Origin of the sequence: Sphaerimonospora thailandensis (assembly GCF_016863115.1) — a bacterium.
Taxonomy (GTDB): Bacteria; Actinomycetota; Actinomycetes; order Streptosporangiales; family Streptosporangiaceae; genus Sphaerimonospora; species Sphaerimonospora cavernae.
Window position 1 is genome coordinate 42552 of the sequence record NZ_BOOG01000004.1, and the last position, 25298, is coordinate 67849.

Genomic DNA, 25298 nt, shown 5'->3' on the forward strand with positions numbered 1-25298 from the left:
ATGAAGATCACTGGAATCGAGCTGCGGCGGATCGCGATGCCGCTGGTCGCACCGTTCCGCACCTCGTTCGGCACCGAGACCGCGCGTGACGTGCTGCTCGTACGGGTGGTCACGCCGGAGGCCGAGGGGTGGGGCGAGTGCGTGGCCATGTCGGAGCCCCTCTACTCCCCCGAATACGTCGACGGCGCCGCCGAGGCCATGCGCCGTTTCCTCATCCCGGCGCTGCCCGACCAGGCCGACGCCCAGGCCGCCGGCCGCGCGCTGGCGCCGTTCAAGGGCCACCGGATGGCCAAGGCCGCGCTGGAGACGGCGGTCCTGGATGCCCAGTTGCGTGCCCGCGGCGAGTCCCTCGCCGCGTATCTCGGCGCCGTCGCCGACCGCGTCCCCTGCGGGGTGTCGATCGGCATCATGGGCTCAATTCCCGAACTGCTCGACACCGTCGAGGGCTACCTGGCCCAGGGTTACATCCGGATCAAACTGAAGATCCAGCCCGGCTGGGACGTGGCGCCCGTCCGCGCCGTTCGCGAGCGGTTCGGACCCGAGTTGCCGCTCCAGGTCGACGCCAACGCCGCCTACACCCTGGCCGACGCCCCTCACCTGGCCAGGCTCGACGCCTTCGACCTGCTGCTCATCGAGCAGCCCCTGGCCGACGACGACATCGTCCAGCACGCCGCCCTCGCCCGCCGGATCACCACCCCGATCTGCCTGGACGAGTCGATCGAGTCGGCCGAGCACGCGGCCGCCGCCATCACCCTGGGCGCGTGCTCGATCATCAACGTCAAGCCGGGCCGCGTCGGCGGCTACCTGGAGGCCCGCCGCATCCACGACCTGGCCCGCGCCCACGGCGTCGCCCTGTGGTGCGGCGGCATGCTGGAGACGGGCATCGGCCGCGCCGCCAACGTCGCCCTGGCCGCCCTGCCCGGCTTCACCCTGCCGGGCGACACCTCCGCCTCGCGCCGCTACTTCGCGACCGACATCACCCCGCCGTTCGAGCTGAACGACGGCCACCTGGACGTGCCCACCGGTCCCGGCATCGGCGTGGACCCGGTCCCGGACATCCTGGACGAGGTCACGACCTCCGTCGAGTGGATCACCCGTTAGACACCGCCGGTACGGCTCGGCCGAGCCAGAACGCCACCACCGCCGCGAGGCCCGACACGCCGGCGGCGGACAGGGCGGCGGCGGTGAACCCGCCGTCGGTGAGCGCCCCGGACGGGGCTGAGAACAGCTCGAGGATCGTCAGCACCAGCGTGCTTCCCGTGGAGAAGCCCAGGTAGCGCAGGATCATGTTGAAGCTCATCGCGCTGCCGGTCTCCTTCGGCGGTACGAAGCGGACGATCAGCCCCGGCATCGCCGCGAAGGAGCATCCGCTGCCGAACCCGGAGATCAGCATGCTCAGCAGCAGCTGCCACAGCTGTGTACGGAAGCAGGCCATGGACAGGGCTCCGAGCATGAACCACAGGCACCCGAGGGGCAGCAGCTGGTCCGGGCTGATGAACCGCAACAGCCAGGGGCTCGCCTTGGACCCGAGCACGCTCGCGATGGAGTACGGAACCAGCATCATGCCGGCCATGACCACCGAGTAGCCGAGGCCGTACCCGGTGCCGGTCGGCGCCTGCACGAGCAGCACCGCGATGGTCACCATCATGTACATGCCGCAGCCCGCCAGCAGCGCGGTGACGTTCGCGCCGAGGACGCCGGGCCGCAGCGCGAGACGCAGGTCGACCAGCGGCCGGCCGACGACTCTCAGGGTCCACCAGGCCCAGACGCCCAGCAGCAGTACGGCTGCCGCGGTCATGGCCGGCGTGAGCGCGCTCCGCACGCCCCAGTCGTGCACCTGGCTGATGACGAGCAGCAGCGTGCCGGCGCCGCCGCCGAGCAGCGCGGCGCCGAGCAGGTCCAGCCGGCCGTCCTCACGCTCGTCGTGACGCGGGATCATGAGGGCGCACGCGAGCAGCGTGAGCGCGCTCAGCAGCGCTCCGCACCAGTAGGCCGCGGCCACGCCGAAGTGGCTGACGATCAGGGAGGCGATCGGGTAGCCCAGTCCGGCGCCCGTCACGGTGGTCAGCGAGAGCGTGGCGATGGCGGCCTCCCGCCGACCGGCCGGGAGGATGTCTCTGGCGATGGCGATCGCGAGCGGGGTCAGGCTCAGGCCCAGGCCCTGCATCACCCGCCCCAGCAGCATGATCCCGAAGCCGAGCGGGAGCGCCGCCAGGACGGAGCCGAGCACGACCACGGCCAGCCCCGCCAGGATCACCGGGCGGCGGTGCCGTCCCGAGCCGGCCCGGCCGATCAGCGGCGCGGTGACCGCGCCGGCCAGGAAGGTGACCGTGAGGACCCACTGGGCGCTTCCGAGGGAGACGCCCTCGGCCTCGGCGATGCGGGGCACGAGAGGCGCGCCCAGGCTTGCCACGACCGCGGTCGAGGACGCCAGCATGATCAACGCCGCGAGCACCGCCCGCTCATGCCATCGCCCAGAACGCCCAGAACGCTCGGTTCGGAGCGGCGTCCTTACTCCCGTCGCGTCGTGCGGCGCCTCAGTCACGGCGTTCCACTCCGTGCATCGTCTCACCGCCGCAGGAGACCACGGTCGTGAAGCACCGCGAGCACGTCGTCGAGGGCGCCGCCGACGCTGCGCCCGGTGGTGTCCACCCGTACGTCGGGATCCGCGGGCTCTTCGTACGGGGAGGAGATCCCGGTGAAGTCGGGGATCTGCCCGCGACGGGCCTTGGCGTACAGTCCCTTGCGGTCGCGGCGCTCGCATTCCTCCAGCGGGGTGGCGACGTGCACCAGGAAGAAGGTGCCTCCGGCCTGCTCGACCGTGGCGCGGACCTGCCGCCGGGTCGACTCGAACGGGGCGATCGGGCTGCAGATCGCGACGCCGCCGTGGCGGCTCACCTCCGCGGCCACCCAGCCGATCCTGAGGATGTTGGTCTCGCGGTCGGCCCGGGAGAACGTCAACCCGGCCGAGAGGTTCCGCCGGACGACGTCGCCGTCCAGGCTGGTGACGGTGCGTTCGCCTCGTTCGAGGATCAGGTCGTGCAGGGCACGGGCCAAGGTGGACTTGCCGCTCCCCGACAGCCCGGTGAAGAAGACGACCAGGCCGCCCGCGCGTTCGAACTCGATGACGCGGGCGACCTCATCGGGGTAGGCGTCGCTCCCTCCGGCGAGGGACGCGGTCTCGCCGGGGGCGTACGCCGCAACGACGCGCTCGCGGAGGGCCCGGTCGAGTGCCGGGTCACCACGGGACGCCAGGGGAACGGCGACCACGTGCGCGTCGGGGATCGCCCCGGCCGCCGCCGACGTGGCCCGGATCAGGCCGACCGCGGAGAGCCCCCGGGGAGTCCCGTGGCCCGCGAGTGCGAGCAGAACGACGGGACGGCCGCGGGCAACGTCCGTTATGTGCTCGATGTCCCCGACGGTGAGCGGCCCGGCGACCGGCACGGTGACCGCGCGTTCGCCGTACCGGTCCCTGACCTGCCCGGGCGAGAGATGGAACCGGCGGAACGGGCCGTATGCGCGCTCGCTGAGCGGGGACACCTCTCCTTCGATCCCGGTCAGTTCCCCGGCCGGGTAGGTGGACCGCACCGTGAGACGCGCCAGGGGCAGGCCCTCGGGGTCGACCAGCTCCAACTCACCCGCCGCGATCCCGTCGGCGGCGACCTCCGGGGGCACCCGCAGCGTGACCAGACCCTCCGGGCCCTCGAAGCCGGGCGCGAGCGCGCCGTTGCTCAGCAACTCCAGGTCGTCCAACACCCGTGCCGAGGGGCAGTACTGCATCGCCGTACGTCGCTCGGACGTCACCGTACGTCGCTCGGCACCGGCCGTCTCGGACAGGCCGGCGCTGCTCTGTGTTGTCATGTCACAAGCCCCCGATATGAAATGCGGCAGGTCCGGCCAGCATGACAGGACCATCCGGCCATGCGATCGCCCGCGTCACTCAGTGGGACCGCCGGCGGTCGTCGCATCCTGGACAGTGAGACCGGATCGGATCGCCGGCCGGGTTGCCGCGAACATGGGCCCATGGCACTCGATGCTCGCGGTATCCCCGAAGAACTCCCCGCCTCGTCACGGGCGTACGCCGGTTTCCAGGGCCGGATCAGCCGGACCATGGCCGGCTCCCAGCCGTGGTGGCCCCCGCGAGGTCAGGCGGCGGAGGGCGCTCCGAACGTCGTGGTGATCCTCTGCGACGACATGGGATATTCCGACATCGGCTGCTTCGGGTCGGAGATCGCCACCCCGAACATCGACAGGCTCGCGGCCGAGGGCGTCCGCTACACCAACTTCCACGTCACCCCGATGTGCTCGCCCACCCGGGCCGCCCTGCTCACCGGGCGGAACTCGCACGCCGCGGGGATCGGCTACGTCGCCCACGCCGACCCGGGATTCCCCGGGCTGGCGATGGAGCTCGCCGACGACGTCACCACGGTCGCCGAGGTGCTGCGCGACAACGGCTACGCCACCTTCATGGTCGGCAAGTGGCACCTGTGCAAGGACGCCGACATCACCGACACCGGCTCCCGGAAGTCCTGGCCGTTGCAGCGCGGGTTCGACCGCTTCTACGGGATCATGGACGGGATGACGGACATGTTCCACCCGCATGCCCTGTACTGCGACAACACCAGGATCACCCCGGACGCCTTCCCCGAGGACTACTACTTCACCGACGACATCACCGACCGCGCGATCGGGATGGTCCGGTCGGCCAAGGCGTCCGACCCCGCCAAGCCGTTCTTCCTCTACTTCGCGCACGGCGCCGTACACGCCCCGCTGAACGCGCCGGCCGAGGACATCGAACGGCACCGCGGCGCCTACGAGAAGGGGTGGGACCGGATCCGCGAGGAGCGTCTCGAGCGGCAGCAGCGGCTCGGCATCGTGGCTCCCGGCACCGTGCTCGCCCCGCGCAACAGCGAGCCCGGCGACGACGTGCCCGCCTGGGACGAGCTGACCGACGACCAGAAGAAGGTCTTCGCCCGCTACATGGAGGTCTACGCGGCCATGGTGCAGACCGTGGACACCTCCCTGGGCCGGCTGCGCGAAACCCTCGAGGAGCTCGGCGAGTGGGACAACACCTTCGTGCTGTTCACCTCCGACAACGGCGCCTCCCGGGAAGGCGAGTCGCAGGGCACCAGCCAGTACTTCGACGTGCTGCGGCACTACCACGGCGGCGGCGATCTCGACGGGGCCTTCGACCGGGACCTGGCGGCGTTCGACCAGATCGGCGGCCCGCGCTCGCTGCCGCACTACCCGCGCGGATGGGCGATGGCCTCGAACACGCCGTTCCGCCTCTACAAGATCAACACGCATGCCGGCGGTCACACCGTACCGGCGGTCGTCTCCTGGCCGCGCGGGCTGACCGGCGTCGCCGGGCAGATCCGGCGCCAGTACGTCCACGCCACCGACCTCTACCCGACGATCCTCGAGATCACGGAGGCGGCCGACGCGGACCACCGCCACGGAGTGCCGCTCAAGCCGCTGGCCGGGCACAGCTTCCTGGGTTCGCTGACCGACGCCGAGGCGCCCGAGGCCCACCGGGAGCAGTACTTCGAGATGGTGGGCCACCGCGGCTACTACCGCGACGGCTGGGAGATCGTGACCCGGCACGCGCCGCGGACCCGTTTCGACGACGGCGAATGGCAGCTCTACGACCTGCGGACCGACCCGACCCAGACCCGTGACCTTGCCGCGGACCATCCGGAGATCGTCGCCGACCTGGCCTCGCGGTGGGAGCGGGCCGCCTGGGAGAACCAGGTGTTCCCGCTCAACGAAGGATCCGGGCTGCTGCGGACGCAGCGGCCCGAACGGGAGGACGCCTACGCCCGGCCGGTGCGGCTGGTCCCGGGAACCCCCACCCTGGAGCGGTACCGCTCGCTGATGCTGGTCTACCGGCGATCGTTCCGGGTGCTGGTCGAACTCGACTTCGCCCCCGGAGACCGCGGCGTGCTGTTCGCCCACGGGTGCAAGAGCGGCGGCTACTCGATGTCGGTCGACGACGACCAGCTGACCTACTTCCACAACCATTCCGGCGAGATGAGCGAGCTCGCCTGTGGCGCGCTCAAACCCGGGCCGCGGCAGATCGTGCTGGAGGCGACCGCGCTGCGGGGCGGGCTCCATGTCGACGTTCGGGTCGAGGTCGACGGCGAGGAGCGTGGCCGGCTCGACGGCCTGCCGATGCCCATGGGACAGGCGATGTTCCAGGGCATCGACATCGGCATCGACCGCGGATCGCCGGTGTCGTGGCAGCGGTTCGACGCCGAGGGGACGTTCCCGTACGTCGGAACCCTGCACGCGGTGACCTGGACCCCCGGTGAGCACGCCCCCGGCGCCGGACCGGAGACCCTGGCGAAACTACGAGAGATCGGAACGACCTTCGAATGAGTGCGGAACAGATCTGGGACGACGAGTGCGACGTGCTGGTGGTCGGCTCCGGCGGCGGCGCGCTGACCGGTGCCTACACCGCGGCCCGCGAGGGTCTCTCGGTGATCCTCGTGGAGGCGACCGACAAGTTCGGCGGCACCACCGCCTACTCCGGCGGCGGCATGTGGTTCCCGTGCAACGCCGCACTCAGGAAGGCCGGCGACGACGACACCCTCGATGACGCCAAGACCTACTACTACTCGGTGGTGGGCGACCGCACCCCGCGGGAGCTGCAGGACGCCTTCCTCGACAACGGGGCGCCCCTCGTCGACTACCTGGAGTCCGACGACGACTTCGAGTTCATGGTCTACCCGTGGCCGGACTACTTCGGCTCGGCGCCCAAGGCCAAGGCCACCGGCCGGCACATCATGATGATGCCGCTGCGGCCGGAACAGCTCGGCTCGCTGCGTGACACCCTGCGTCCCCCGCTGCCCGCCGACCGGGGCGGCCAGCCGCTGCCCGACCTGATCGTCGGCGGGCAGGCGCTGATCGGCCGGCTCCTGCTGGCGCTGTCGAAGCAGGACAGGGCCGACCTACGGCTCAACACGGTCTGCGACGAACTCGTCCGCGACGGCGACACGGTGGACGGCGCGGTGGACGGCGCGGTGGACGGCGCGGTGGTCGGGGCGGTGGTCGGGGCGGTGGTCACCCAGGACGGCGTGCGGCGCCGCATCCGGGCCCGGCGTGGCGTGCTGATCGCCTCGGGCGGCTTCGAGCGCAACCAGGAGATGCGCGCGAAGTACGGCGTTCCCGGCGATGCCCGCGACGCGATGGGGCCGGCCGGCAACCTCGGCAAGGCCATCCAGGCGGGCATCGACGTCGGCGCCGACGTCGACCTGATGTCGGAGGCCTGGTGGTCGCCGGGCATCACCCACCCGGACGGCACCTCCACCTTCTCCCTGTGGTTCACCGGCGGCATCTTCGTCGACGACTCCGGCGAGCGCTTCGTCAACGAGTCGTGGGCCTACGACCGGCTCGGCCGGGTGGTCATCGAGAAGATCGAGGAGGGCCGGGTGACCCTCCCGTTCTGGATGATCTACGACGACCGCGCCGGCGAGCGGCCGCCGGTGCGGTCGACCAGCGTCCCCCTCGGCGAGACCCGCGACTACCAGGAGGCCGGGCTGTGGGTGAGCGCGCCGACGCTCGCCGAGCTGGCCGAGAAGATCGGCGTCCCGGCCGAGAACCTGGAGCGGACCGTGGCCAGGTTCAACGACTTCGCCAAGCGCGACAAGGACGACGACTTCCAGCGCGGCGACGAGCCGTACGACCGGGCGTTCGCCGAGGGCGGCTCGCCGCTGGTCCCGATCGAGAACGCCCCCTTCCACGCGGTCGCGTTCGGGATCTCCGACCTGGGCACCAAGGGCGGGCTGCGCACCGACACCCGGGCCCGGGTGCTGGACGCCTCGGGCCAGGTGATCAAGGGCCTGTACGCCGCGGGCAACTCGATGGCCGCGGCCAGCGGCACCGTCTACCCCGGCGGCGGCAACCCGATCGGGTCCTGCATGGTGTTCAGCCACCTCGCCGCCCTGGACATGGCAGCCGGGCGCTGATCCCCGGAATGGACCGGCTCGACGCAAGCACTTCACTCCGTGACCTGAGGAGGTGGCGCTGTGTTTCTGGGACACGTGGCCGAACTGTGGAGACATCCGGTCAAGTCCATGCGAGGCGACCGGTTGCCTCAGGTGGCGGTCACCGAGGGCTTCGGCGTGCCCGGCGACCGTGGCTGGGCACTCCGGGATGAGAAGGCCGGCGAGATCCGGGGCGCCAAGAAGATCACCTCGCTGCTGCGGTTCCACGCCCGCTACCTCACCGAGCCCGCGGGCGCCTCGACGCCACCCGTGGAGATCACGTTCCCGGACGGCACCACCATGACCAGCGACGACGAGAGGATCGACGAGGCGCTGTCGGAAGCGCTCGGCCGTCAGGTGAGCCTGTGGCCCAGACGGCCCGCCGACGACCACGACCACTACCGCCGGGCGTCCCGCCTCAATGAGCAGGAGTTGCGGGAGCAGCTCGGCCTGGACCCCGACGAGCCGATCCCGGACTACTCGAAGCTCCCGGCGAGCGTGATGTCGCAGCTGCGCGGATACGCCACGCCGCGGGGCACCTACTTCGACGCGCTGCCGCTCTCGCTGCTGACCACGACGTCCATGGGCAGCCTGGGTGAGATGACCCCGGACGCGGTGATCGACTCGCGGCGCTTCCGCAAGAACATCATCGTCGAGGGTGCCCCCGCCCTGGCCGGGTTCCCCGAGTTCGACTGGGTCGGTCGCCGGTTGCGCATCGGGACGGTGCTCGTCGAGGTGGTGATGCCGATCTCGCGCTGCGTCATGGTGGTGCTTCCACAGGCGGACCTACCCCATGACCGGCCGATCCTCAGGTCGCTGGTGAAGCACACCGACATGAACTTCGGCGTCTACCTGCGCGTCATCGAGCCCGGAGAGATCTCCGAGGGGGACCCCGTCGAACTGTGCTGACCCGGCGCCGGGTCACCCGGCTGTGCTGACCGGCGTCGGGTCACCCGGCTGTGCTGACCGGCGTCGGGTCACCCGGTGATTTCCATCTGACGACACCAAGGAGCACCCATGAGGATCGAACGGTTCAACCCGCCGGGGCTGCAACCGACTCGGGGCGTCACCCACGTGGTGCGCACCACCGGGGGCAGCACCCTCCACCTGTCGGGGCAGGGGGCCTACAACGCGGAGAACAGGCTGGTGGGCCCGGGGGACTACTACGCCCAGTGCACCCAGGCGTTCGCCAACGTGGTCACGGCGTTGGAGGCGGCCGGAGCGACCTTCGCCGATGTGGTGAAGGCGACCTACTACGTCGTCGGTCTGAACCAGGAGTCGCTGCGCCAGTTCTCCCGGGCGCTGCACGAGGTCCCCGGCTACTCGCCGGATCGGCCGCCGGCCTCGACCATGATCGGGGTGGCCGCTCTGGCGTACGACGAGATGCTGGTCGAGTTCGACGTGACCGCCGTGCTGCCCTGACCTACTTACGCGGAATCCGAAGATCATCATTTCGAGCCTGCGGCTCGGTGACCCGAAGTGATCTCGCTCACCGGGACCCGGTCTTGTGAGGCGGGTCACCGGGCAGCAGGCTGATCGGCCCAGCCGGCACCGCTGACGCGGCGTCGGCGGCAGTTAAGGAGGCCCGGTGCTGGACGTGCGGCAGATTTCCGACCGGATCGAGATCGCCGACCTGGTGACCGCCTACACCCGGGCGATCGACACCGGCGAGTGGGATCGTCTCGACGCGGTCTTCACTCCCGACGCGTGGATCGACTACACGTCGGCCGGCGGTGAGAAGGGGACCTTCCCCGAGATCAAGGCGTGGCTGGCGAGCGTTCTGCCCAGGTTCGCCCGTCGCCAGCACGTGATCGGCCAGCTCGCCGTCGACCTCGGGGGCGACCTCCGGGGCGACCCCGGCGGCGACACGGCACGTGTCACGGCGTACTTCACCAACCCCATGGTCTCCTGCGCCGAGGACGGCCGCGAACGGCTCTTCGAGTGCGGCGGCTATTACCACCACGAGCTGGTCCGTACCCCACAGGGCTGGCGATCGAGACAGCTGATCGAGGAGACCGTGTGGACCCGTTGAACGCCGCCTCGCGCACCGTCGACGTCGGCGGCCTGCGGATGCACGTCCTCGACCAGGGCACCGGTCCCGCCGTCGTGATGTGCCACGGGTTCCCCGGGCTGGCCTACAGCTGGCGCCACCAGATGCCGGTGCTGGCCGCGAACGGCTTCCGCGCCGTCGCGCCCGACATGCGCGGGTACGGCGGCACCGGCCGGCCGGCCGACCCCCGTGACTACGCCCGCGGCGCCACCGTCGCCGACATGGTCGGCCTGCTCGACGCCCTCGAGATCGAGGACGCGGTGTTCGTCGGGCACGATTTCGGCGCCGCCCTGGTCTGGGACCTGCCGCAGTGGGCGCCGGGCCGGGTCCGGGCGTTGATCCAGCTCAGCGTGCCGCGCAGGGGCGATTCACCGGTGTTGCCGAGCACGGCGAACGCGGCGCAGGCCGAGAAGCACTTCTTCCACCTGCACTACTTCCAGCAGCCCGGCGTCGCCGACGCCGAGCTCGACGCCGACCCGGCCGGCTTCCTGCGCCGGGTGTTCTGGGCGCTCAGCGGCGAGTACCGGTACCTGGACATCTTCCGCCACCCCAGTGAGGGCAACGGCTATCTCGACGTGCTGCCCGAGGCGCCCCCGCTGCCCTGGCCGTGGCTGTCGGAGGCGGAGTTCGACCACTACGTCGAGGTGTTCACGCGGACCGGTTTCACCGGGGGGCTGAACTGGTACCGCGCCGCCGACCACATCTGGCGGGAGAAGCGGCAGCGGCCCGACGAGCCGGTCACCCTCCCGGTCTGCTTCGTGACCGGCGACCGCGACCCGGTGCGGCAGATCGTCGGGGCGGACTCGATGAACGAGATGCGGGCCTCGGTGCCCGGCCTCGCCGAGGTGCACGTCATCCCGGGCGCCGGGCACTTCGTACAGATGGAGGCGGCCGATCAGGTCAACCAGATCATGCTGGGCTTCCTCACCGGCCTGGCCTGAGCGATCTACTCGGGGACGGCCTGGGCGTCGGGGAGCACCACGATGCCCGAGATCAGGCCGTCGTCACCGACCGTGATCATGTCCGTGGCGGTCACGGCGCGGGTGCCGTCCGGGGTGGGAATGTCGACACGCACCTGGAAGGCGCCCCGGTTGCCCACCACGGTCACCGGCCCCATCCTGGTCAGCGTGAACCCCATATGGGTGTGCTTCGCCACGAAGGCGCGGATCTCGTCGTGGCCGTGCCGTACGGGGGTGTCGATCGGCTCCTCATGGGTGGCCGTCGGGGAGAACAACGCGACGATCCGGTCCGCGTCGTGGGAGGACATCGCCGCGATGTAGGCGTCGCAGACCTCGACGACCTTGTCTCGGTTCAGGGGCATCGTAGGAACCTTTCGTTCACCGGCGGACACCGCCGAGCGTGGGGGATCTTCAGCGGAGGGTGTCGAGGAACTCCAGCATGACCTCGTTGACCGCGCCGGGCCGTTCCATCTGCATCATGTGGCCGACTCCTTCGAGAACGCGCACGCCGCGGATGTCGGCGTAGAACTGGCCGAAGCGTTCGAGCGGGTCGCGGCCGTGGAAGACGGCGAGGTCGATGTCGTTCTCGCTGCCGATGAAGAAGTACGGCACCGTGATCTTCCGTCCCTCGAACGCCTTGCGCTGCCGCCAGCGCAGGTCCCCCACGCGGTACCAGTTCAGCCCGCCGGTGAAGCCGCTCGCGCTGTAGTTCTCGACGTAGAACTCCAGCTCCGTCTCGGTGAGCCACGGCCACGGCAGGGGCGGCGGCTCCTCCATGGCGTCGATGTAGGTCGCGCCGGGCGGATGGTCCCAGGTGCGAAGGTAGTCGCCGGCGCCGGACAGGGTGTGGAAGACCTTGGTGAGGAACCGGCGCGGGGCCGCGTCCAGGTCGCGGTCGGCGACGCCCGGCTCGCTGAAGTAGTGGATGTGGTGGAAGTGCTCGCGTCCCGCCTCGGCGGCCAGCGTGAGCGGCGGTTTCTCCGTCCAGTTGATGAACGGGTTCTGCAGGCCGATGAGGGCCGCCACCCGCTCGGGGTGCAGGTGGGCCAGGTCGTAGGCGGAGAACATGCCGAAGTCCAGCCCGCTGAAGATGGCCTTCTCCGCCCCGAGGTGGTCCAGCAGGCCGAGGAGATCGCCGGTGATCGACGGCACGTCGTACTGCCGGAAGTCGCGCGGCGCCGAGGTGCGTCCCATCCCGCGCATGTCCGGGGCGACCACCCGGAACCCGGCGTCGGCGATCGGGCCGATCTGGTGGCGCCAGCTGAACCACAGGTGCGGGAAGCCGTGCAGCAGCACCACGAGCGGCCCGCTGCCCTGCTCCACGTAGTGCACGTCGATCCCGTTGATCCGGGAGAACCGGTGCGTCCACTCGCTCATGACCGGAACCTAGAGCGGCGTGTCGAACACCACAGGGATCATCCCATCCACCGGGATCACCGGGAGGCGGGTTGAACATCGTTCAATAATGGGTTCTCTCCCCTGAGCGGCACCCCCAGGAGGCCCCGTGAGCAGCATCCGACTGCGATTCACCTTCGCCCTTCCCGATCCCGATCCCTCCCGGCAGTCCAAGGTCTTCCGCGCCGCCCTGGAGATGGCCCGCTGGGGGGACGACAAGGGCGTCGATCTGGTCAGCCTGGACGAGCACCACGCCAGCGGCTTCGGCTGGAGCTGCAACCCGATCCTCGAGGGCGGCATGATCCTGGCGGCCACCAGCCGGATCCGGGTCGGCGTCGCCGCCGCGCTCGGCCCGCTGTGGCACCCGATCCGGCTGGCCGAGGACCTCGCGGTCGTCGACCAGATGAGCGGCGGCCGCATGACGGTCACCCTCGGCCTGGGTTACCGGCCGATCGAGTACGCCGCGATGGGCAAGGACTACACCCGGCGCGGCCGGCTCATGGACGAGCTGCTGGACACGCTGCTGAAGGCCTGGACCGGCGAGCCCTTCGAGTACAACGGCGCCACCGTCGCGATCACCCCGCGGCCGCTGACCCGGCCCCACCCGATGATCCTTGTCGGAGGTTCGGCGAAGGCCACCGCCCGCCGCGCGGTGCGGTTCCGGCTCCCGCTGCAGATCCCCGAGTACCTGCCGGAGCTGAAGGCCTACTACGAGGAGCTGTGCCGCGAGGAGGGCATCGAGCCGGTCGTGGACATGGTGGGCGAGCACCGCCCCGGCATGGTGATCCTGCACGAGGACCCCGACAAGGCCTGGGCCGAGCTCGGCGAGCACCTGATGTGGGAGGCCGTGGAGTACGGCGCCTGGGCGGCCGCCGACATGCGGTCGGTCATGCACGTCAGGGGCGTCACCACGATCGAGGATGTCAGGGCCTCCGGCCGCTACCGGGTGCTCACCCCGGACCAGCTCGTCGACGAACTGATCGCGCGGGGGCCGGCCTCGTCGGTCACCCTGCACCCGCTGGTCGGCGGCATGCCGATCGACGAGGCGTGGAAGTGCGTGCACCTGCTCACCGATCAGGTGGTGCCGAAACTGCGGGAACGCCAGGCCAGGTCATGAAGGCTCAAGACGATCTGGTGCTGTGCGCCGGGACGGTCCAGGGCAGTGGCTTCAGGGAGCGGGTCGAGGCCGCCGCGGCGGCCGGCTTCCGGGGCATCGGGCTGCAACGACGGGACTGCCTGCGAGCCCGCGCCGAGGGATGGACCCCGGCCGGGATGCGGACGATCCTCGACGACCACGGTCTGGAGATCGGCGAGCTCGAAGCGGTCACCCACTGGTCGGCCCACCATGGCGAGCCGGAGCCCCACTCGGCCGAACGGGCAGGCACGGAGGCGCTGTGGGTGCTCGCCGCCGATGCCGGTGCCAGGGCGATCGTCGTGGTGGAGATGGGCAGGGAGGAGGCGCCGCCGGAGATGCTCGCCGAGGGGTTCGCCGCGCTGTGCGACCGCGCCGCCGGCCTCGGGCTGCTGGTGTGCCTGGAGGCGCTGCCCTGGTCGGCGATCCCCGACCTGGCCACCGCGGCGGCCATCACCCGGCTCGCCGGCCGCCCCAACGGAGGCGTGCTCTTCGACACCTGGCACCACTTCCGCGCCGGCGGCGGGCTCGACACACTCGTTCCGGAGGTCACCGGCAGCATCATGGGCGTCCAGGTCAACGACGCCCCCGCCGTACCCGGTGGCGACCTGCTCGACGAGGCGCTGCACCACCGGCTGCTGCCCGGGCACGGCGACGCCCGAGTCGCCGACACGCTGCGGGCGCTGCGGACCGCCGGCGTCGACGCCCCGGTCGGCGTGGAGGTGTGGTCCGACACACTGGCCGCACTGCCGACCACCGAGGCCGCCACGCTCGCCGCCCGGGCGGCCCACACTGTGATCACGGCGGCGCGCCCAGTCACCTGAGCGCGAGGATTAGTGGGTATTTCCTGGGCATGATACTGGGCATTTAGTGGGCTTCTCTGCGACACTGGCCTCATGCGGGTTGAAGGAGGGGCTGACGCGACGGCCGACGCGTTGTTGAAGGAGCTCCGCGCGCTCTTACGCAGCGGGCTGCCAGTGCGACCGGAGTTGTGCGGGCTGACTCTGCTGGGGTTGCGTGGGGTGAAGGCTCGGGCCCTGCGTCCGGGGGATCCTGAGAGCCGGGCTCGAGCGCTGGACGGGCTGCTGCGGGAGCAGCTTGATCGGTTCGAGAACGCAGAGCTGGCTCCTGCCGCCCGGCTGTTGTTCGGGGCGGAGACTACGACGTCCGGGGCGACGTTGATGACACGCCGGGAGGCAGCCGCTCAGGTCTGCGGCTATGAGAAGCATCACTTCCGGAAGCGGATCGAGCCAAAGGTGCTGGACCTCGTGGCCTGGCAGCTGCGCCGGGACAGCGAGGAGTTCACCACCCGGCACGCGACCGCGCCGGAGCTGCATGCTGCCTCGGGCCCGCTGGTGCTTCCGGCGGACGTGTTCGCGTGGGAGGCGGCTGAACACCAGCACGCCATGGCGGCGTTGTGGGGTGCGGTCTACCTACTGCGGGCCGAACTGCTGACGGTCGCTCGGCTGATCAGCATGGAGGCCTCCGAGTCCGAGGTCGACCAGGCGGCCATGGTGGCGCTGTGGCGTCATGCCCTGGTTTTGGAGGCCGCTGCCCGCTACCGTGCCGCCTACGGCGCCGCTCTACTGCACGCGGCGGCAGATCTTGGACCGCAGGAGATCGCCACCTACGCCGGGTGGACGCCGCCGCTCACCCCGATCCAGGAACTCCTCCTGGCCGAGCTCGCCGACCCGGCCGAGGGTCTTGCTGACTTCTCCGCGCGACTGGGAGCAGCCGCCGACGGTGCCGAGCTCGCCGGCGCCTGGCGCCGGGCACTGTCCAGTCGCCCGCCCAAGCAGCAGGGCGGCCCCGAGAAAGAAGGTGACATGCCATGAGCCTCGATGTTCTGCTCAACCCGACCACCCCTCCGCGACGATACGTCGTGACGGGTGGCCCGTCCGCTGGTAAGGAGGCCGTGCTTGCCGAGCTGCACGCGCACGGCATTCCGGCCACCGAGGGTGAACCGGCGCGGGAGATCTACCGCAAGCACCGCGACCGGCTCGGCAGACACCTGCAGGTCGGTGACCGCCGCGCCTACTCCCGTGATGTGCTGGAGGCGTTCATCGCCGAGTACTGCGACCACAAATTCGGGCTGCGCTTCTACAACCGCGGCATCCCGGACGGATATGGCTGGGACGCTTTCTTCGGCCTGGGCCCCTACCCCGAGTTGGAAGAGGCCGCCCGCGTCTATCGCTACGACGCGGTGTTCGTGCTCGATCCGCTGGATGACTTCGATTCCGAGGATGACCTGGTGTGGGCGAAGGAACGCGAGATCCGCCGTGTTCATGAGCTGATCATCCAGGGCTACTACGACGCCGGTTACCGGCCCATCTTCATCCCCGCGGACGAGCCGGGCCGTCGCGTGGACTTCATGCTCGCCCAGCTTCCCGTGCCGACCACCTGACCCCGGAGAGGTGTGATGAACGGCCGTAGTGACCGTATGGAGATCATCAGCCCGAACAACGTGCTGGCCAACGCGATGCTGCGCAGCGTCGACATGGTCCGGCCCCGGCTGCAGGCAGCCAACCCGGACCGAGTTGCCTTCTGCGTCGGCACTCAGATCAACGGCGCCCCGCACCTGGGCACCTCCCTGGTGCAGACGGCGGCATTCCTGCTGGCGAAGGCGACCAAGCGGACCTTCAATGTGGACGCCGTGGTGCGGTTCGGCGCCTTGGACAACGCGCCGTACGACATCCAACTCGACCCCGAGACCCACCACGCCTACCAGCAGACCTACTTCCACGCCTTGGGCGAGCAAGCGGTCGGCGACCTGATCGGCAAGTACTACCGGGCCATGTTCGACTCCCTTGCGGACGCGACAGGCGTCGACTACGAGATCGAGACCTACTCGGCCCAGCAGGCCGACCCGGCATTCCGGTACGAGTTCCTCGCCACCCTCGGGCGGCTCGACCAGATCCGCTGGCCACTGGCGCCCTCGCACGGCCAGGTCCATATCCGGCTGCCTTGCCCGGCCTGCGGCTGGGCCGAGAAACGTGCCGAGCGGACAAGGCTGCTGCGCGCTGGCTCCGGCGGCGCGGACTTCGCCGCGGTCTGCACCGACCACGGCGACTACGAGGTCGCGATCACTGCCGATACCAGCGCCTACCTCGACCTGGCGACGTTGTACCGGAACCTGGTCAAGGAGCGTCTGGCCGTCCGCGACAACGTCACACTGTCGGTGATGGTCAAAGGCGGCGACTGGGCCTACGGCTGCCAACTGGTCGACGAGGCATTCGCCCAGCTTCCCGGGCCGCCGCCACCGCCACGGGTGTTCACCCCGATGGTGCTCACCGACACCGGTGCCAAGCTGTCCAAGTCGCTCATCCGCGAAGGGAAGGTCCCGCCGCCGCCCGGCACCCATCCGTGGATGCTGGACGTCTCCGAATGGCCCAGTGACATCGACTCCTACGTCGATGCCATGGTCTGGCTGGTCGGCAAGATGCTCGCCGATCCCAAGCACTTCTACCGCTCCTACACCACCGCCGAACTCGATAGGATCATGACCGCCCGCCCGACAACGAAGGCGGGCGTGCGCGCCCGCGAGATGAACCTCTACCGCCGCTACTTCGACCTGGTTGCCGACGGCAGCAAGACCATCGAGGTCCGCGTCCAATACCCCAACCTGCGCAACCTCGCTGCCGGTGACCACATCAGGTTCGTGTGCGGCCGTGACGACGCCCTCACCAGAGTCAAGCGCGTCGCCCGCTACCGCAGCTTTGAGGAGATGCTGGACGCCGAGGGCCCCGAGAAGGTCAACCCGACCAGCCCCCGTGACCAGCAGCTCGCCAACATCCGCCGCATCTACGGCCCGGAGAAGGAAGCCCTCGGCGTCCTGGCCATCGAAATCGAACTGGTCGACGAACCCGCCTCCTGACCGACGTGCAGTCCCCGCCCCGGCCACAAAGGCCCACAGGCGTGACCGACTCGGTGCACCGAACCCGGCTCAGCGGACCTCGATGGGGACAGGGTGCCGCCGTAGGTAGAAGGCGAACCGGTCGCGGAGCCGTTCCGGGGTGATGCCGAAGTCGGCGCGCAGGTCGTAGGTCATCGACCCGTGCTTGTCGCGCGGGTGCGCGTCGACGTACGCGGTGATCTCGGCGCGGGCCCGCTCGGTCAGCTCCATCCCGGCATGGCGGTAGACCTGCTCGACCGTGCCCATGGTGTCGGCCATGAACCGGTCGAAGTACACGTCGAGGATCCCGCCTTCGGGCACCAGGTGCCGGTCGTCGACGCCGGCGCGCAGCAGCCGTTCCATCAGGTCGGTCCAGTATTCGAGGATCTCGGCGACGTCGAACCTGCGGTAGACCGTGCGGGAGCCGTACGCGCGCATGGTCGCGGCCGACTGGACGGCGCCGACCGGGTCCCGGTGGGTCATCACCACGGTCGCGTCGGGGAACACCTCCATCAGCGGGCCCAGGTTCTCCAGGTGCTGCGGGCACTTGAGCAGCCACCGCTCCCCCGGCCGGTACCACTGCAGCACCTTCAGCACGGTCTTCAGATAGCGGTAGTGGGAGGTCTGGTCGTGGGCCAGGTAGTGCTCGCGCCAGCGGGGCGCCATCTGGAAGATCCACTCGATGTTGTAGCCCGCGAAGTCGTTGGCCCACAGCTCGATGTCCTCGTGGATCGAGTCCGGGTTCATCGGGTGCCACGCGGCCAGGTACGGGTTGCCGGCCCGCATCCGCTGCCACGCCCTGTCGCAGCGCGCGTAGCGGGGATCCACGCCCTCGGCCCCGGGACCCTCGCCGCGGTCGGGCACCGGCTGGTCGGCCTCCCACAGCGGCAGCGAACGGAACCGGGCGTCGGCGGCCAGCAGGTTCACCAGGTGCGTCGTGCCGGTGCGCGGCAGCCCGGTGATGAACAGCGGCGCGACGATCTCCTGGTCGTGGATCTCGGGACGGCGAGCCAGGAGCCCCGTGATCCGCAGCCGGTTCGCGGCGTACTTCACGCACAGGTCGAACATGATCCGCCCGGCCAGGGCCGTACGGTTCGGGTCCAGCCGGATCTCGTCCAGCCAGACCCGCAGCCGTTCGACGAAGTCGTCGGGGCCGAAGTCGTCGAGCCCCGTGATGGTCCGCGCCCGCGCGAGCACCGCGTCGACGGTGAGGTCCGCGGGATGCCGCTCGGCATGGGCCAGCGCGGTCCGCTGGGCGTCGGTGAGGACGGGGTCGCGGAGGTCCTCGATGCGCAGCTTCGCGGCACTGGCATTCAGGAGACTGGCGTTCACTTGGCGAACACCAGCCTCGCCCCGGGCGCGTCGTCCGGGCTCGCCTCGCGGTCGGGGAAGGCGAGGATCTCGGTGATCCGGCAGTTCTCGTCCACCCTGATCACATCGGTCGTGGTCATCGCGAACGGCCCGTTCGGGGTGTCCATGGCCACGTGGACCTGGAAGGCGGCCCGGTCGCCGACCACGGTGACCGGCCCGAACCGGGTCAGGGTGAACGGAACGTCGTTGCTCGCGCGGAAGAAGCCGAGGATCGCCGCACGCCCGACGTTGGGCGGGCTGCCGACCGGCTCATGCTGGACGGCGTCCTCGGCGAACAACGCGATGACCGCGTCGAGATCGTGCGCCGAGACGGCGGCTATGTAGGCGTCGCACAACCGGCGGATATCGTCCCGGGTGGGCATCGGAACTCCTCTCACGGAGTGTCGAGGATCTGGTTCACGAGTGAGGTGACGGTGAGCTCGGTGAGGCGGTCGAAGTCGATCTCGCCGACCCAGCCCTGCGCGTGCAGGTCGGCCAGGCCCATCAGCCCGGCCCACACGAACGGCACGATCTCGGGATCGGGGCGCACCGTACGGCCCTCCGCGGCGGCGGCCTGATCCAGGGCACGACGCAGGGCGTCGAACTGGGCCACGGCGACGCCCACACGCTGCTCACGAAGCTCGGCCGAGTTGTCCGTACGCTCAGTCCGCCACACGGCCACCATCCGGCCGACGTGCAGCCACTGCCGCGTCGCCACCGGAACCGCGGCACGCAGCAGCGCGGCCACTCCCCCGGTGCGCGGGCACTCATCGAGGAAGGCGGTCATCCGGCGCTGGTGATCCCGCATCAGCGCCTCGAACACCGCGTGCTTGTCGGCGAAGTAGTAGTAGACCAGCCCCAGGCTGATCTTGGCACGCGCCGCGAGAGAGCGGATGGACAGCGCCGCGTAGCCACCCTCGGCGAGCAGGGCGGCGGCCGCCGCCAGGATCTCGCTCCTGCGGTCGTCCGCTGTGTCGCCTGCGACGTGTTGTTCTGCCACGTCGGCAAGCTATCGCACCTCTTGAACGTTGTTCAAGGAGCCTCTTGAACAACGTTCAAGGCTTTGTTACGTTCGCCGGAGTCTCCAGCAGACGAAGGCAGGAAACCCCGATGACAGTGACCTTCGACTTCCACGACCGGCACGTACTGGTGACCGGCGGGTCGAACGGCCTCGGACTGGCCATGGCACGCGGCTTCCACACGGCAGGAGCCCAGGTGACCATCACCGGCAGACGCGAGTCCGCCGAGCAGTACGACGAAGACCTCTCCGGCTTCCGCTACGTGCGGTGCGAGATGACGGACCGGGCGATGATCTCCGACCTGGCGAGCGGGCTCGACCGGCTCGACGTCCTGGTCAACAACGCCGGCCAGAACCTCGTCGGCCGGGGCGAATGGGACCCCGACGTGTTCGAGGAGGCCCTGACGATCAACCTCTCCGGCGCCTTCCGGCTGTCCACCGCGTGCCACGACCTGCTCGCGGCATCCCCCGGCGGCGGATCGGTGATCAACCTGGGCTCGATGACCAGCTTCCTGGCCGTCGACCTCGTCCCCGGGTACGGCGCCGCGAAGGCCGGCGTGGTGCAGCTGACCAAGACCCTCGCCACCGCCTGGGCCAAGGACGGCATCCGGGTCAACGCGGTCGCGCCCGGCCTGATCGAGACCAGCATGACCGCGAAGATGGTGGCCAACGACGCCGCGGTCGCGCCCACCATCGCCCGCACCCCGATGCGCCGCGTCGGCACCCCCGAGGACATCGCCCCGGTGGTGATGTTCCTCGCCAGCGGCGCCGCGCCGTTCCTCACCGGCCAGACGATCGCCGTCGACGGCGGCTTCCTCATCCAAGGATGATCATGAGCGAAACCCTCTCCGACCAGGTCGACAAGCTCATCGACGACCGCCCGGGCAAAGATCTGCTCACTCCCGCGTACGACGACGCCGCGGTCGCCCTGAACGACTTCGTCTACAGCTCCGGCGGCCATACGAACGCCTACGTGATCGTCACCGACGCCGGCCGGGTCATCGTCAACACCGGGCTGGGCTACGAGGCGCCCCACCACCGCCACCTGTTCGACCAGGTCTGCGCCGGCCCCACGCCGTACATCATCACCACCCAGGGGCACACCGACCACGTCGGCGGCGTGGCCGCGTTCCGCGCACCGGAGACCGTCTACGTCGCACAGCGGAACAACCAGTTCGCCCAGCACCAGGACGCCCGCATCCGCGGCCGGATGCGGCTGTGGTCGGCGGCCTGGTTCGACCTCGCCCCGACCGAGCGGATCGCCACGTTCGCGCGGGAGCGGCCCGACGTGCCCATGCGCCAGGACGCGCCGACCCCGGACCTCACCTTCGACGAGCGGCTCTCGTTCTCCGTGGGCGGCGTCGACTTCGAGCTGTGGCACGGCACCGGCGAGACCACGGACGGCGCCATCGTGTGGCTGCCGCGGCACCGCGTCGCCCTGATCAGCAACATGCTCGGCCCGCTCTTCTGCCACTTCCCCAACCTGAACACGCTCCGCGGGCACAGCTACCGCTTCGTCGAGCCCTACCTCGCCACCATCCGGCGGATTCGCGAGCTGCAGCCCGAGATGCTCGTCACCGGCCGCGGCGAGCCGATCGTCGGCGCCGAACTGATCGATGCCTGCCTGCAGCGGATGCACGACGCCGTGGACTTCGTGCACCGGGAGACGCTCCGCGGCATCAACGAGGGGGCGGACCTGGCGACGCTGGTCCGGGAGATCGCCCTGCCCGCCGAGCTGCGGGTCGGCCAGGGGTACGGCAAGGTCAGCTGGGGTGTCCGCACGATCTGGGAGAGCTACCTCGGCTGGTTCCACCACGACCGGACCTCGGCGCTGCTCCCGCTCGACCAGTCCCGGGTCCTCACCGACCTGGTGGAGATCGCCGGCGCCGGGAACGTGCTGCGGCTGGCCGGCGAGCGGATGCGGCAGAAGCGTTTCGCCGAGGCGACCACGCTCGGCGAGGCGGTGCTGGCCCACAGCCCCGGCGACCGGGACGCGCTGCGCCTGCTCGTCGAGTCCCACCGCAACCTGCTCGACGACCCCGAGAACGGGGCCAACTTCTGGCTCTCCGGCTGGCTCGAGCACCAGATCGACGGTTTCACCCAGGCGCTGGACGAGAAGGGAGCGTGAGCGGATGCCGAAGCTGATCGGGCTGTTCCGCAGGAAGGACGGCCTCACCCCCGCGGAGTTCCGGGACTACTACGAGAACCACCACGCGCCTTTCGCCGTCTCCCTCTTCGGGCACCTGTTCGCCGGCTACACCCGGTCGTACGTCGACCACGGGGACGGGCAACCCGCCCCCGGCAGGCGTGCGCCCGAGTTCGATGTCGTCACTGAGATCGTTTTCGCCGATGAGGCGGCGATGGAGGCCATGTTCGCCATGTCGGCGGCCAACCCGGAGGTCCGGGAGGCCATCGCCGCCGACGAGGCCGCCTTCATGGACCGCGACGCCACCCGACTCCTGATCGTCAAAGACCACACCATCAGCCTCCTCGAACACTCTGTTCGACCAGGCATGGATCGGTAAGTAATGCGCCGGCGCCGCCCGGCCGGTCAGTGCTGCCTGGCACGGCGTGGCGGAGGGCGGCGTGACAGGGAGCAGCGAGGCTCCCGGAAGGAGGTCAGTGATGCGCACCGTAATGGTGACCGGCCCGGGGCAGACGGCCATGGTGGAGGAGCCGGAGCCGTCCTGCGGCCCCAAGGACATCGTTGTGAAGGTGAAGGCCTGCGGCATCTGCGGCTCGGACGCCCTCTACATCTCCACCGGCGGCCTCCCGTCGCGCCAGGGTGCGATGCCGCTCGGCCACGAAGCAGCGGGCGAGGTGATCGATGTCGGGGACGAGGTACGCGGCCTCAGGGTGGGCGACCGTGTCGTGATCAACCCGATGAGCGACCCCCGGGGCGTCATCGGCAACGGCGGCCCGACGGGGGCGCTCACCGATGCCCTGCTCGTCCAGGACGCCGAAGTCGGGCGGAGCGTCGCGATCATCCCCGATGACCTTCCCTTCGATGTGGCCGCCCTCAACGAGCCGATGGCGGTCGCCCACCACGGCGTCAACCGGACCAGCCCGAAGGCCGGTGACAGGGTCGTGGTCTTCGGCGCCGGTCCCATCGGCCTCGGCGCCGCGATCGCCTACAAGACCAAGGGGGTCGAACATGTGATCGTGGTGGACGTCATCGAGTCCCGGCTGGAGAAGGCACTCGCCGTCGGCGCGGACGCGGTGATCAACTCGGCCGAGGAAGACGTGGTGGCGCGGATCCGCGGTCTCCACGGCACCGGTGCCGACGCCGTCGGCGCGCCTCGTGCCGGAACCGACATCTACCTCGACGCCGCGGGCGTCCCAGAGGTGATCAATGCGGTCATGAGCTCGGCCAAGCACAACGCGACGGTCGGGATCGTCGCGGTGCACAAGAAGCCGGTGCCCATCGACTTCAGGAAGATCCTCTCGACCGAGCTCACGTTGGTGATGGCGATGGGCTATCCCACCGAGATCTTCGAGGTGACCGAGTCCATCATCGCCAACCGCGACCTGTACGCCCGCATCATCAGCGACCGATTCCGCTTCGACGACGCGCTCGAGGCGCTCAAGGTCGCTTCGACGCCCGGCGCCGCCGACAAGGTGATCATCACCTTCGACTAGGGAGCGACCCGTGATCTTTTGCCATAGCGAGGACCGGCCGAATGGATGCGTTGCAACGCCGAGGAGGAACCCATAGCGGAGCTATGGGTCGAAAGGGAATGCGATGAAGCGGAACAGTAGATCGGGACGGGCGGCGATCGCGCTCTGCGCGGCCCTGGTCACCGGGACGCTGCTCGCCGGTTGCGGCGGGGCGAGCAGTAGTAGTAGTACCAGCGCCGCGGCCAGTGATGGCAACACCGTCGACACCGACGCGACCCTGGACATCGGGATTCCGGTGGCCCAGACGATGGACCCCCGGCAGTTGCCGGAGCCGGCCACCCAGCTGTTGATCACGAGCTGGCCGGTCTACGACCGGTTGATCCAGGTCGGTGCGAATGGTCAGTATGAGCCGATGCTGGCCACCCAGTGGAAGTTCTCCCCCGACGGCAAGACGCTGACGCTGACGCTGCGCAAGGGCGTCACGTTCAGCGACGGCACGCCCTTTGACGCCGGTGCGGTCAAGGCGAACGTGGAATTTTATCAGAAGGCCGACAAGACGGCCGTGCAGGCGAACCTGGCCAATGTGGCCGACGTCACGGTGGTCACCGACGACACCGTCGAACTCCAACTGAAGAAGCCGAGCACCACAGTGCTGGCGGCGCTGTCTAGCATGCTGGGCGGGATCATGATCTCGCCGAAGGCGCTGAACAGCCCGGACCTGGCCAGCCACCCGGTGGGCACCGGCGCCTACGTGATCGAGTCGTTCAAGCCGGGTCAGAACGTGGTCTACAAGCGGCGGACCGACAGCGCGAGCATCTGGGACCCCAAGACCGGAAAGCCCGTCAAGGTCACCATCAGCACCTATAGCAGCCCGGAAGCGATGGAGAACGCGGTCAAGAGCGGCCAGGCCGACATCGTCACCTGGTCCTCCGGAGACAAGACGCCCTACCAGTCTCAACTGGACTCGGGCCAGCTGCAGGCACACGTGCTCCCCGGCGTGCTGAACATGGTCGGCGTGAACATCAAGCAGTCGGTCAAGCCGTACGACGACGTCCGGGTCCGCCAGGCGATCAACCACGCGATCAACCGGCAGGCGATCGTGGAGGCCCTCCAGCCCGCCAACTCGCCCCGGGTCCAGCCGTGGCCCGAGCAGCTTCCCGGCTTCGACTCCGCCCGCGAAAGCGCCTACACCTATGATCCGGCCAAGGCCAAGGAGCTGCTCGCACAGGCCGGCTACCCGAACGGCTTCGATGGCGGGGAGATGCTGGTCGCCCAGGCGAATGTGATGCCCGCTGCCGCCCAGGCGGTGCAGGCCGACCTCGCGGCGATCGGCATCAAGATCCAGATCCGCACCATGGACATGTACGCCCTCGTGACCGAGTGGGCCAAGGCGCAGCACCCGCTTGATCTGTATTACATGTCCACGTCGTCGATCGATGCCTATTCGTGGCTGCAGCGGCTGTTCGTCAACCCCGTCTGGACCCCGGCAGGCGCCGACCCGCAGATGGTCAAGCTGATCGAGGACGTTGACGACCCGGCGCTGACCGATGAGCAGCGGGCCGAGAAGGTCGGCGAGGCGATCGCCTACGCCACCGACAACGCCCTGTACGCGCCCCTCTGGCAGGGCGTCGGCGGTCACATGGCCAGCGGCAAGGTGCGCGGCCTCGACGACGTGGCCTCGGTGAACGGCGGCGTCGCCGACTTTCGGAACACGTACCTGGTCAAGTAACGGCTGAGCAGACGTCACGTGCCGATGGGTGCCGGGCAGCCTCGCACTGCTGCTGCCCGGTGCCACCCGGTCATTCAGTGCTGGGCGTATACCTCTGCTTCCTCAACTGCCTCGACCGGGCGGGACGGTGAGACAGCACGGTGATCCGGCCGCAGTCACTACGCTCGAAA

At 69.8% G+C, this 25298-nt stretch carries 24 protein-coding genes; 17 read left to right on the forward strand and 7 right to left on the reverse strand.

What is annotated here, in order from left to right:
- The gene (gene menC, locus Mth01_RS01390) at positions 1-1101 is read left to right on the forward strand and encodes an o-succinylbenzoate synthase (protein ID WP_204009976.1); all 1101 of its coding nucleotides are present in this window, start codon (positions 1-3) and stop codon (positions 1099-1101) included.
- Here menC and Mth01_RS01395 read toward each other — a convergent pair.
- Complete coding sequence (locus Mth01_RS01395) at positions 1091-2455, reverse strand: MFS transporter (RefSeq protein ID WP_204009978.1); 1365 nt, start codon at positions 2453-2455, stop codon at positions 1091-1093. The two genes, menC and Mth01_RS01395, sit on opposite strands and share 11 nt — an antisense overlap.
- 113 nt (positions 2456-2568) lie before the next feature.
- Complete coding sequence (gene cysC / locus Mth01_RS01400; protein ID WP_239089047.1) at positions 2569-3861, reverse strand: adenylyl-sulfate kinase; 1293 nt, start codon at positions 3859-3861, stop codon at positions 2569-2571.
- Positions 3862-4023: 162 nt separating this feature from the next.
- On the opposite strand from cysC, the gene Mth01_RS01405 reads away from it, so the two are divergent.
- From Mth01_RS01405 to Mth01_RS01430, 6 genes are all read left to right on the forward strand, one after another.
- Positions 4024-6378: an arylsulfatase gene (locus tag Mth01_RS01405; RefSeq protein WP_204009980.1), complete on the forward strand. Its 2355-nt coding sequence runs from the start codon at positions 4024-4026 to the stop codon at positions 6376-6378.
- Complete coding sequence (locus tag Mth01_RS01410; RefSeq protein WP_204009983.1) at positions 6375-7967, forward strand: FAD-binding protein; 1593 nt, start codon at positions 6375-6377, stop codon at positions 7965-7967. Before Mth01_RS01405 ends, Mth01_RS01410 begins: the two co-directional genes overlap by 4 nt.
- A 60-nt stretch (positions 7968-8027) precedes the next feature.
- Positions 8028-8894 (forward strand): MOSC domain-containing protein, encoded by an 867-nt coding sequence (locus Mth01_RS01415; RefSeq protein ID WP_204009986.1) that lies wholly within the window; start codon positions 8028-8030, stop codon positions 8892-8894.
- A gap of 108 nt (positions 8895-9002) precedes the next feature.
- The gene (locus tag Mth01_RS01420; protein ID WP_204009989.1) at positions 9003-9407 is read left to right on the forward strand and encodes a RidA family protein; all 405 of its coding nucleotides are present in this window, start codon (positions 9003-9005) and stop codon (positions 9405-9407) included.
- Positions 9408-9573: 166 nt separating this feature from the next.
- Complete coding sequence (locus tag Mth01_RS01425; RefSeq protein ID WP_204009992.1) at positions 9574-10017, forward strand: nuclear transport factor 2 family protein; 444 nt, start codon at positions 9574-9576, stop codon at positions 10015-10017.
- Positions 10005-10976, forward strand: a complete 972-nt coding sequence (locus tag Mth01_RS01430; protein WP_204009995.1) for an alpha/beta fold hydrolase — start codon at positions 10005-10007, stop codon at positions 10974-10976. The genes Mth01_RS01425 and Mth01_RS01430 overlap by 13 nt, the downstream gene beginning before the upstream one ends.
- A 5-nt stretch (positions 10977-10981) precedes the next feature.
- On the opposite strand, the gene Mth01_RS01435 is transcribed toward Mth01_RS01430, so the two are convergent.
- Entirely contained in the window at positions 10982-11356 is a 375-nt protein-coding gene (locus Mth01_RS01435) for a nuclear transport factor 2 family protein (RefSeq protein ID WP_204009997.1), read from the reverse strand.
- Between the two features lie 49 nt (positions 11357-11405).
- Positions 11406-12371 carry an alpha/beta fold hydrolase gene (locus tag Mth01_RS01440; RefSeq protein ID WP_204009999.1) on the reverse strand — a complete coding sequence of 322 codons (966 nt, stop codon included), beginning with the start codon at positions 12369-12371 and terminating at the stop codon, positions 11406-11408.
- A 127-nt stretch (positions 12372-12498) separates the two neighbouring features.
- On the opposite strand from Mth01_RS01440, the gene Mth01_RS01445 reads away from it, so the two are divergent.
- The 5 genes from Mth01_RS01445 to Mth01_RS29490 all read left to right on the forward strand — a co-directional run bounded on the left by Mth01_RS01445 (position 12499) and on the right by Mth01_RS29490 (position 17395).
- Entirely contained in the window at positions 12499-13506 is a 1008-nt protein-coding gene (locus tag Mth01_RS01445; RefSeq protein WP_204010000.1) for an LLM class flavin-dependent oxidoreductase, read from the forward strand.
- On the forward strand, positions 13503-14345 hold the full coding sequence (locus tag Mth01_RS01450; RefSeq protein WP_204010001.1) for a sugar phosphate isomerase/epimerase family protein: 843 nt from the start codon (positions 13503-13505) through the stop codon (positions 14343-14345). Before Mth01_RS01445 ends, Mth01_RS01450 begins: the two co-directional genes overlap by 4 nt.
- A gap of 72 nt (positions 14346-14417) precedes the next feature.
- Entirely contained in the window at positions 14418-15356 is a 939-nt protein-coding gene (locus tag Mth01_RS01455) for a hypothetical protein (protein WP_204010002.1), read from the forward strand.
- Positions 15353-15925: an AAA family ATPase gene (locus tag Mth01_RS01460; protein ID WP_204010004.1), complete on the forward strand. Its 573-nt coding sequence runs from the start codon at positions 15353-15355 to the stop codon at positions 15923-15925. Before Mth01_RS01455 ends, Mth01_RS01460 begins: the two co-directional genes overlap by 4 nt.
- Before the next feature lie 15 nt (positions 15926-15940).
- Positions 15941-17395 carry an ASCH domain-containing protein gene (locus Mth01_RS29490; protein ID WP_239089049.1) on the forward strand — a complete coding sequence of 485 codons (1455 nt, stop codon included), beginning with the start codon at positions 15941-15943 and terminating at the stop codon, positions 17393-17395.
- A gap of 69 nt (positions 17396-17464) precedes the next feature.
- Here the strand turns inward: Mth01_RS29490 and Mth01_RS01470 are convergent, their stop codons facing one another.
- From Mth01_RS01470 to Mth01_RS01480, 3 genes are read right to left on the reverse strand one after another with little or no spacing between them, the layout of a single operon-like run.
- Positions 17465-18745, reverse strand: a complete 1281-nt coding sequence (locus tag Mth01_RS01470; RefSeq protein WP_204010006.1) for a sulfotransferase family protein — start codon at positions 18743-18745, stop codon at positions 17465-17467.
- Complete coding sequence (locus Mth01_RS01475) at positions 18742-19146, reverse strand: nuclear transport factor 2 family protein (RefSeq protein ID WP_204010008.1); 405 nt, start codon at positions 19144-19146, stop codon at positions 18742-18744. Before Mth01_RS01475 ends, Mth01_RS01470 begins: the two co-directional genes overlap by 4 nt.
- Before the next feature lie 11 nt (positions 19147-19157).
- Entirely contained in the window at positions 19158-19763 is a 606-nt protein-coding gene (locus Mth01_RS01480) for a TetR/AcrR family transcriptional regulator (protein WP_204010011.1), read from the reverse strand.
- A gap of 110 nt (positions 19764-19873) precedes the next feature.
- On the opposite strand from Mth01_RS01480, the gene Mth01_RS01485 reads away from it, so the two are divergent.
- The 5 genes from Mth01_RS01485 to Mth01_RS01505 all read left to right on the forward strand — a co-directional run bounded on the left by Mth01_RS01485 (position 19874) and on the right by Mth01_RS01505 (position 25128).
- Positions 19874-20611: an SDR family NAD(P)-dependent oxidoreductase gene (locus Mth01_RS01485; protein ID WP_204010014.1), complete on the forward strand. Its 738-nt coding sequence runs from the start codon at positions 19874-19876 to the stop codon at positions 20609-20611.
- Between the two features lie 2 nt (positions 20612-20613).
- Complete coding sequence (locus Mth01_RS01490) at positions 20614-21909, forward strand: alkyl sulfatase dimerization domain-containing protein (RefSeq protein ID WP_204010016.1); 1296 nt, start codon at positions 20614-20616, stop codon at positions 21907-21909.
- Positions 21910-21913: 4 nt separating this feature from the next.
- Positions 21914-22306, forward strand: a complete 393-nt coding sequence (locus Mth01_RS01495) for an EthD domain-containing protein (RefSeq protein ID WP_204010018.1) — start codon at positions 21914-21916, stop codon at positions 22304-22306.
- A 100-nt stretch (positions 22307-22406) separates the two neighbouring features.
- Entirely contained in the window at positions 22407-23420 is a 1014-nt protein-coding gene (locus Mth01_RS01500) for a zinc-dependent alcohol dehydrogenase (RefSeq protein WP_204010020.1), read from the forward strand.
- A gap of 103 nt (positions 23421-23523) precedes the next feature.
- Positions 23524-25128, forward strand: coding sequence for an ABC transporter substrate-binding protein (locus tag Mth01_RS01505; RefSeq protein WP_204010022.1), 1605 nt, complete (start codon positions 23524-23526; stop codon positions 25126-25128).
- Positions 25129-25298: the final 170 nt, after the last annotated feature.